General features: G+C 71.2%; 8 protein-coding genes. 3 read left to right on the top strand and 5 right to left on the bottom strand.

Annotation, left to right across the window (positions count from 1 at the left end; translation table 11 throughout):
* Both D7X12_RS43190 and D7X12_RS36120 read left to right on the top strand, forming a co-directional pair.
* Window positions 1-355: hypothetical protein (locus D7X12_RS43190; RefSeq protein WP_208719504.1), on the top strand; the 355-nt coding region annotated here is incomplete at its 5' end.
* A 17-nt stretch (window positions 356-372) separates the two neighbouring features.
* A complete protein-coding gene (locus D7X12_RS36120) occupies window positions 373-855 on the top strand; it encodes a hypothetical protein (protein WP_120629754.1) in 483 nt (160 codons plus the stop codon).
* A gap of 33 nt (window positions 856-888) precedes the next feature.
* On the opposite strand, the gene D7X12_RS36115 is transcribed toward D7X12_RS36120, so the two are convergent.
* A complete protein-coding gene (locus D7X12_RS36115; RefSeq protein ID WP_120629753.1) occupies window positions 889-1,674 on the bottom strand; it encodes a transglycosylase domain-containing protein in 786 nt (261 codons plus the stop codon).
* Between the two features lie 55 nt (window positions 1,675-1,729).
* Here D7X12_RS36115 and D7X12_RS36110 point away from each other — a divergent pair, with 55 nt between their 5' ends.
* Window positions 1,730-2,422, top strand: coding sequence for a ferredoxin reductase domain-containing protein (locus tag D7X12_RS36110; protein ID WP_120629752.1), 693 nt, complete (start codon window positions 1,730-1,732; stop codon window positions 2,420-2,422).
* On the opposite strand, the gene D7X12_RS36105 is transcribed toward D7X12_RS36110, so the two are convergent.
* From D7X12_RS36105 to D7X12_RS36090, 4 genes are all read right to left on the bottom strand, one after another.
* Window positions 2,416-4,086: an aspartyl protease family protein gene (locus tag D7X12_RS36105; RefSeq protein ID WP_120629751.1), complete on the bottom strand. Its 1,671-nt coding sequence runs from the start codon at window positions 4,084-4,086 to the stop codon at window positions 2,416-2,418. The genes D7X12_RS36110 and D7X12_RS36105 overlap by 7 nt on opposite strands.
* Window positions 4,083-6,221 carry a penicillin-binding protein activator gene (locus tag D7X12_RS36100; RefSeq protein ID WP_120629750.1) on the bottom strand — a complete coding sequence of 713 codons (2,139 nt, stop codon included), beginning with the start codon at window positions 6,219-6,221 and terminating at the stop codon, window positions 4,083-4,085. The genes D7X12_RS36105 and D7X12_RS36100 overlap by 4 nt, the downstream gene beginning before the upstream one ends.
* A 159-nt stretch (window positions 6,222-6,380) precedes the next feature.
* The gene (gene dnaJ, locus D7X12_RS36095) at window positions 6,381-7,505 is read right to left on the bottom strand and encodes a molecular chaperone DnaJ (RefSeq protein WP_120629749.1); all 1,125 of its coding nucleotides are present in this window, start codon (window positions 7,503-7,505) and stop codon (window positions 6,381-6,383) included.
* 116 nt (window positions 7,506-7,621) lie between these two features.
* A complete protein-coding gene (locus D7X12_RS36090) occupies window positions 7,622-8,062 on the bottom strand; it encodes a hypothetical protein (RefSeq protein ID WP_120608640.1) in 441 nt (146 codons plus the stop codon).
* Window positions 8,063-8,225 lie beyond the last annotated feature (163 nt).

Genomic DNA, 8,225 nt, shown 5'->3' with positions numbered 1-8,225 from the left:
CCCCGAGCCTCCGCCCCCGGTCGCCGCGGCGCCCGCGCAGGAGCCGCCCGAGGCCGTGGCCGCCGTGGAGCCGGAGCCGGTGAGGCCTCCCGTCGTCAGGACCGCGCAGAAGCCGCCTGCCCAGGACACGCCCCGCGCCAGCAAGCCGGAGTCCCTGAGCGAGGAGATCCTGCTCAAGGAGATCCGCTCGGTCGCGACGAAGGTGAAGAACGACACGAGCCTCTCCGACGCGACCCGGAAGAAGTTCGGCGGGTACCTCTACCAGCTCCAACTGGAGGCCGAGGACTCAACGGCCCAGGACCGGGCCCGCATCCGCAAGGACCTCCACGAGTTCAAGGAGAGCGAGCTCAAGTAGCCGCCCTGCCCCGCCCCATGACCGCGCTCCCGGGCCCTGCGCTGCTCGCGGTGGACCTGGGGCTGCGCTCCGGGCTCGCGCGCTTCGGCGCGGACGGCCGGCTGCACTGGTACCGCTCGCAGAACTTCGGCACGCACGCGCGGCTCAAGCGCGCGGTGCCCTCCGTGCTCCACGACGCCTCACCGCTCGCGTGGCTCGTGCTGGAGGGCGGTGGCCCCATCGCCGACGTCTGGGAGCGGGAGGCCCTCCGCCGCGCCCTGCCCGTGCTGCGCGTGGCCGCGGAGGACTGGCGCTCCCGCCTGCTCTACGCGCGCGAACAGCGCAGCGGCCCCCAGGCGAAGGACGCCGCGGACGGACTCGCGCGGCGGGTCATCGACTGGTCCCACGCGCCGCGCCCCACGTCCCTGCGCCACGACGCCGCGGAGGCCATCCTGCTGGGCCTGTGGGCCGCACTGGAGGTGGGGTGGCTGGTCCAGGTGCCCGCGGAGGTGCGGCGCTGAAGGGCACCGGACACCGGACACCGGAGCTGGGGCCTACTTCACCGACAGGCACGCCACCGGCTGCGCGATGGCGTTGCGCGCGCGCTCCTCGCTCACCAGCGCGTACCCCGCCAGGTCCTGCAACAGCATGTCGCGGTTCTGCCGGATGAGGCCCGCGTTCTTGCACGCCTTCAGGTCGCCGTAATAGCCGTAGGGCGGCAGCGCGAGCTGGAGCTCCGCCAGCTCCGACAGCTGCAGCTCCCCCAGGTCGCGGCCGAAGAGCTTGCGCGCCGCGTCCTCCACGCCGATGACACCGCGCTCGAAGCGCAGCGTGGACAGCTCGTAGGCGATGAGCTGGTCCTTCTGGAAGAAGGCGTGCAGCCGGTGCGCCGCCACCGACAGCGCCAGCTTGCCCTCGACGCCAATCTCCCGCGCGATGCGCATCGCCAGCCGCCGCTCGCAGGCCCCGTCGCCCGGAGGCGAGCTGCCCACCGTCACGCCGACGAACAGGCGCCAGGCCCACGCGCGTCCGTCCTCGCGCGGCGTCTGGAAGTAGGTGGGGCAGTCCATCTGCCGGATGTAGAGCGCCACCAGGTCCTTGGGCATCCGCGAGAAGTCGGGCCGCGTGAAGGCCACCGACGCGCGGTCCTTCCCACCCTGGTCCATGCGGCCGACCATGACGCTCATCCGGTCGCCTTCGATGCGGTGGCGCAGCTGGCTCTCGACGTCGAATTCGCTCTCCAGACGCGGCAGCTTGCTGGCCGTGTACAGGTACGTGAGCGGAATCACCACGCCGGCCAGGCCGACGAGGAACATGACAAGCCAGAACACGGTCTTCACGCGCCGGACTCTACCAGGGTGGGCACGTGTCAGGAGGACCGGTTAGAAAGCCCCCATGAGCGACTGGCACACCGCCACCGTCACCGCCCGCGCCCCCGCCGCGGATGGCCTCACCGACCTGGTGCTCGACCTTGGCGACGGTCCCCTCGTGGGCGCCCACCTGCACCCCGGGCAGTACGTGCGCCTGCGCCTCCCTGGCCAGGCGCCGGGCATCTTCGCCATCGCCTCGCCGCCCGCCCCCCACGGCAGGCACTGGGAGTTCCTCCTCAAGGACGACGGCGCGCTGCCCTCGGCCCTCCTGAACCTGCCCACCGGCACGCCCGTGGAGGTGACCCGTCCGGAGGGCCCGGGCTTCCCCATGCAGAAGGCGCGCGGCCGTGACCTGCTGCTGTTCGCCAGCGGCTCCGGCATCTCCGCCATCCGCCCCGTCATCGCCAGCGTGCACCAGGAGCGCGCCGCGTACGGACAGGTGACGCTGTACTTCGGCGCGCGCACCCCGGGCAGCTTCGCGTACGCGGGCGAGCTGGAGCGGTGGCAGGCCGGCGACGTGCGCGTGGTGCGCACCGTGAGCCGGCCCGGCGCCAGCGGCTGGCAGGGGCTCACCGGCTACGTGCAGACGCACCTGGGCGAGGAGCCCCTGGAGAACGCCATCGCCTTCGTGTGCGGCCCCGCGGAGATGGTGCAGGGCGTGATGGACCAACTGCGCCTGCGCGGCGTGCCGCGAAGCGCCGTGTTCCTCAACTACTGAGCCGCCGGAGCCGGGGCCGCCGGAGCCGGGGCCGCGCGCGTCTCCACGCGGGGCGACGCGAAGCGCACGCCGACGAGCACCGCCGCCGGGTCACTGTCCTGGTTCCCGGTGGCCTTCTGCGGCGTCCACGCGGCCACGCCCACGCGGCGCCCGTCCGGAGCGAAGCGCACGCGCCGCACGGACCAGCCGAACTCCAGCTGGCCCCGCGGCTGCGACTCCGCCTCCGTGAAGAGGTACACGCGCTTGTCCCAGCCACCCGACGCCAGCGAGCGCCCGTCCGGGGAGATGGCCGCGGAGGACACCACGCCGTGGTGCACCTCCCACTTGCGCAGCACCTGCCCTGAGCCCGCGTCCACCAGCGCGCCCGCGTTCCACGGCCCTTGCGGTTCCTCGATGCCCTTGCGCTCGCGCTCGTAGACGGTGCGGTTGCGCTCCGCCAGCTCCGCGCTGAAGGCCACGCCCAGCCGCTGGCCGCGCGCGTCCACGGTGACGTCGTTGACGTGCGCCGGGAAGGTGAAGTCCGAGCGCGGCTTGAGCCCTCGCGCCACCACCGACGCCGCGCCTTCCGGCGCGCCGCCCTTGAGCGTGAAGATGGCCTCCGCCGTCGTCTCGTCGAAGAGCGCGTCCACGCGGTCGCTGAAGGGCGCGCCCAGCACGCCCTGGCTGCCCTGGGGCACGCACGCGTCACACACCGCGACGTCCAGGCCCGACAGCGTGAGCGCCTTGAAGCGCAGCGTGCGTCCGCGCGCCACCCGCGCCACCGTGTTGCCCAGCGCGCCGGGCACGGTGAGGGTCTCCTTCAGGAACGCCACGTCGATGCCGGACGCCGTCGCCGCCGCCGTGGTCAGCACCACCACCGGCGAGCGCGAGTCCAGCGCCAGCACCACCGGAGGCCCACCGTCCACGCTGCCCTGCACCACCGCGAAGCCGCTCCGGCGCTCGAAGTGCGTGCGCGCCACGTCCGGCTTGAAGGACTGCTCCGGCGTGTCCGACACGCGCACGTGGCCGTCCCAGCCGCCCGAGTACAGCGTCCCGTCCGGGCCGAAGGCCAACGCGCTCACCGGCCCCACGTGCAGCCGCGACTCCGCGCCGAACGCGAGCCCCGGCACCGACAGCACCGACACCAGCCCCTGCGCGCTGCCCACCACCAGCCACCGGCCATCCGGGTGGAAGGCCACCGACACCAGCGGCTCCTCGGTGGCGAGCGTCCCCTTGGGAGCGCCCGTCGCCGCGTCGAACAGCTGCACCGCGCCGCTGCGGCTCACCGTGGCCACCAGCGCGCCGTCCGGCGAGAAGGCCACGCCCTCCAGGTCGAACTGCTGCCCGTTGACCTCCGGATCCGACAACAACACCGGAGCCTCTCCAGGCTTCGGGGCCCGCGCGTCCAGGCCCCACACGGAGACGTGGTACGCCTTGAGGCCCAGGCGCGTGTACGCGACGCGTCCGCCCCTGGGCGCGAAGTCCAGCGCCCAGATGAAGTCCTTGCGGTTGAGGACGGTGGGCGACCCGTCGAAGCCCGCGACGGGGCCGGAGAGGTAGCCGCCCGGCGTGGACTCCAGCTGGGACAGCGTGTCCGGCGTGACGCCCGTGGGGCCATGCGCGCAGCCCGTAAGCCCACAGGCCAGCAGGCCCGCGAGGAGGAAGCCCCCGGTGCGCGGGCTCATGAACCCGAGCCGCGGACGGCGGCCTTCTCCTTGTCGACGTTGATCTCGTTGACGCCCTTGTTGTCCACCGACAGCAGGAACAGCTGCTTGTCGGCTTCCCGCTTGTCGTTGAACGAGGTGCGGCCGGTGGCGCCGTCGAAGTCCTTCAGCCCCGCCATGGCCTCGCGCATCGCCGCGCGCGTGTTGGGCCGCTGCTTCTCCAGCACCTGGCGCACGATGCGCGCCGAGTCGTAGCCGATGGCCTCCAGCAGGCCGGGGTCGCGCCCGCCGCCTTCCTTGTACGCATCGCGGTAGGACTTCACGAACTTCTGCGTGGCCGGCCGCTGCGAGTCCACGAAGAAGCCGTCCACGTACACCGAGCAGGTGACGAACTTGCCGCCGCGCTCCAGCAGCTCCGGCAGCCCCGAGCGGCCCTTGGGGCTGCTCCACTGGTTGGTGCCGAAGAGCGTGACGGTCTTCAGGTCCTTCTTGCCCGTCGTCTTGCGGATGCGCTCCAGGTCGCGCGGGTCGCACGCGTTGGTGACGATGTCCTCCACCGCGAGCGCGGGCGTCACCAGGCTCACCCGGCGCCAGTCGTCCGGGATGAAGAGGCCCTCGAAGTCGACGATGGGCTCCACGCCGCTTCTCGCCTTCTCCATCGCCTTGCGGCGGCGGTACGCGTCCGTGATGTTCTCCCCCTGCACGTCGCGCACGGCCTCCGCCCAGTCGCCGCGGTCCTCCAGGTAGTAGCGGCCGACGAGGCGCTTGGCCTCGCTGGTGAACGTGGTCTGGTCGTGCGTGTACGCCTCCGCGCCGCGCACCGCGCCACCGCGCGCCACGACCTCGTCCCAGAACTCGTTCGCCAGCTCCACGCCGTAGGGGATGTTCGGGTAGAGCACCGCGAACTTCTTGAGGCCCTTCACGTTCATCGCGTAGTCCGCGATGGCGCGCGCCTGCGCGGAGTTCGTCAGCATGTTGCGGAAGACGTACGGGCCAATGTCCGTGATGCCCTCCTGACGGCTCAGCGTCAGCAGCGGCACCTGGAGTTCCTCCGCCAGCAGCGCCGCGCGCTTGGTGTCATCCACCAGCAGCGGCCCCAGCGCCGCGATGGCGCCGTCGTCGAACGCGAGCTGCTCCATCGCCTGGCCCGTCTTGTTGACGTCGCCCTGCGTGTCCTTCACCACCAGTTCGATGTCGCTGCCCTGCAGGCCCAGCTTCACGCCGCGCAGCACCGCCTCACCGATGGGCTGGTAGCGGCCCGTCATGGGCAAGAGCACCGCCACGGTGCGCGGACGCACCTCCACGCGGCGGGTGGCGCGCGCCAGGAGTTCCTTCGCCTGCGGCGCGAAGCTGCTGTCCGGGGCCTCGCGCAGGAAGCGCTGGAGCGTCTCCTCCAGGCGGGTCCAGTCCCGCAGGTGGTAGTAGATGCGCGCCAGCTTGAACTGGAGCACCGGCCACGCGGGGTTGGAGGAGGACAGCCCCTCCTGCGCGCGCGCGACGTCGATGAAGTCCGCGCGGCCCTCCACCAGCTGCTCCACCTTCTTCACCGCGGCGGCCCGGTCCTCCGGCGTCTGGGCGTCACCGGCTTCCTTCACCGCCGTGGAGAGCGCCTGCGAGTACAGGCCCGCGCCCTCCGCCGCGCGCGCCGCCTCCTTCAGCAGCTGCTCTTTCTTGGCGCCCTCCGCACGCTCGGCCAGGCTGGTGAGGGTCTGGTACGCGTCGCGGTAGGCGCCCACCTCCATCGCGGAGAGGGCCATCTTGTGCTTGGCGTCCTCGGCCTGGTCGTAGAGGGGGTTCTCGAAGATGAGCTCGTTGAAGGTCCTGCGCGCGTTGGCGTAGTCCTTCGCCTCGAAGTAGAGGACGCCCGCGTTATAGAGCGCGTCCTGGCCGGCGGTGGTGGCGGGGTACGCCTTGCGCACGGCCAGGTACGCCTCCGCGGCCTTCTTCTTGTCCGGGTTGGCCTGGGACTCGGCGCGGGCCTGCGCGAGCGCGGCGTCAGCGGTCGCGTCCGCCTTCACCTCCACGCGGGGGCGGCCTGAGGGCTCGTCCACGGATGTGTCCCTGCCATCGGTCCGGGAGGGCGCCTTGGGACAGGCGGTCAACGACAGGGCCAGCGCGGCGATGAGCGCACGGCGCGATGCGGAGAGGACTTCCATGGCGGGTGGCATAGCAGCGCGGGTGAGGCTCCGTCGACACTTGAGCGGAGGGATGATTCCCCCGGAACGTCCGCTTCAGTGCACCCCGTGCGTCCTCACCCGCATGTGGCTTCCGGACCGCACCCGCGCGCGGCCCGGAGTACACGCCTGGACTGCGGCCTAGCCGAAGAGTTCCTTCACCTTGTCGAAGAAGGTCTTCGACTGCGGATGGGTCTCCTCGCCGGACACCTCCGCGAAGCGCTCCAGCAGCTCGCGCTGCTTCGAGCTCAGCTCCGTGGGCGTTTCGATGATGACGCGCACGTGCTGATCCCCGCGCTGCTGGCTGTGCAGGTGCGGGATGCCCTTGCCGCGCAGGCGGAACACCTTGCCGGACTGGGTGCCCTGCGGAATGGTCATCTTCACCTTGCCGTCCAGCGTGGGCACGTCGATCTTCGCGCCCAGCGCCGCCTGCGTGAAGGACACCGGCACCTCGCAGAAGACCTCGTACTCCTCGCGCTGGAAGAGCGGGTGCTCGCGCACGATGACCGTCACGTACAGGTCGCCCGGCGGGCCGCCCCGGTCTCCCGGCTCACCCATGCCGCCCAGCCGCACGCGCGTGCCGTTGTCCACGCCGCCCGGGATGGCGACCTCGATGACCTCTTCCGACGGAATCTTCCCGGAGCCCCGGCACTTCGCGCACGGATCCGGGATGGTCGCGCCCGTGCCGCCGCAGTCCGCGCACGGCCGGGACACCGCGAAGAAGCCCTGCGTGTAGCGCAGCTCCCCGCTGCCGCCGCACGCCGCGCACTGCCGGGGCGCGGCGCCGCTCTTGCTGCCGGAGCCGGTGCAGGTGTCGCACTTCTTGGGACGGGGGATGGTGACCTTCGGACGGCAGCCGAACGCCGCCTCCTCGAAGGAGATCTCCAGGTTGTAGCGCAGGTCCGCGCCACGGCTCGTCTGCCGCCGGCCCCGACCGCCGCCCGCTCCCCCGAAGATGTCTCCGAAGATCTCCCCGAAGATGTCGTTGATGTTGACGCCCTGGAAGCCGCCGCCCGCATCCCCGAAGGGGTTGCCCGCGTGGCCAAAGCGGTCGTACTTCTGGCGGCGCTCCGGATCGCTCAGGACCTCGTAGGCTTCCGAGGCCTCCTTGAACTTGTCCTCGGCTTCCGCGTTCCCGGGATTCCGGTCCGGGTGGTACTGCAACGCGACCTTGCGGAACGCGCTCTTCAGGTCCTGCGCCGAAACGGTCTTCTGGACGCCCAGGACCTCGTAGTAGTCGCGCTTCTGCCCTGTGGCCGCTGCCATCGAATCGAACCCCTGGAAATTGCTGGCGTTTCTACGCTGCGTTGGAAATCCGAGTCACTATAACGCAGCGAAACACGCCAGCAATCCAGGCCCGAAACCGATGCCGAAGCTCGCGACTACACCGTCCAGACGCGGTTGACCGTCAGCTCCATGCGGGAGAGGCGGCGCTTGAGGGCCGGATCGACGGGCCCCTGGGCTGACCACTTGGGCACCACGAAGTGCAGCTCCGCGTTGTAGAGCTTCGCGGCGCTCGCCAGCAGGCTCCAGCGGTTCTCCGCCGTCGGATCATCCACCATGCCCGGGGTGACGATCTCCAGGATGATGGGGGTGCGCGCGGAGTCGGACTGGCGGCAGGTGAAGTCGGGTCGGTGATCCTCGATGGTGCCGGACAGCACGGGCGGCGGCATGAAGCCTGGGAGCCGGGCCTTGATGTCGGAGTACCCGATGGTCCGGAAGTACTCGGCCATGAGCCAGAGCAGACGACGACGCTCTTCATCGTCCACGACCGACTCGCAGCCGGGGTTGAACAGGACTTCTTTTTCGGAGTTGGTTTCCATGGCGCCTCTCAAGCTGTCCGCATGTGTGGGATGCGGCAACGCAGCCGGGCACAGGCGCCACCTGACCGGCCGTGGAGCAGGCGGGCATGCACGCCGCCTTCCCACTCCCCTTTCGCTTGGACGCGACCGTCAGCTCGGTGACAGAGTGCGCCCCCTCCCGTGG

This window comes from Corallococcus sicarius (assembly GCF_003611735.1).
GTDB lineage: Bacteria > Myxococcota > Myxococcia > Myxococcales > Myxococcaceae > Corallococcus > Corallococcus sicarius.
This window is presented reverse-complemented; position numbering and strand designations above follow the sequence as displayed.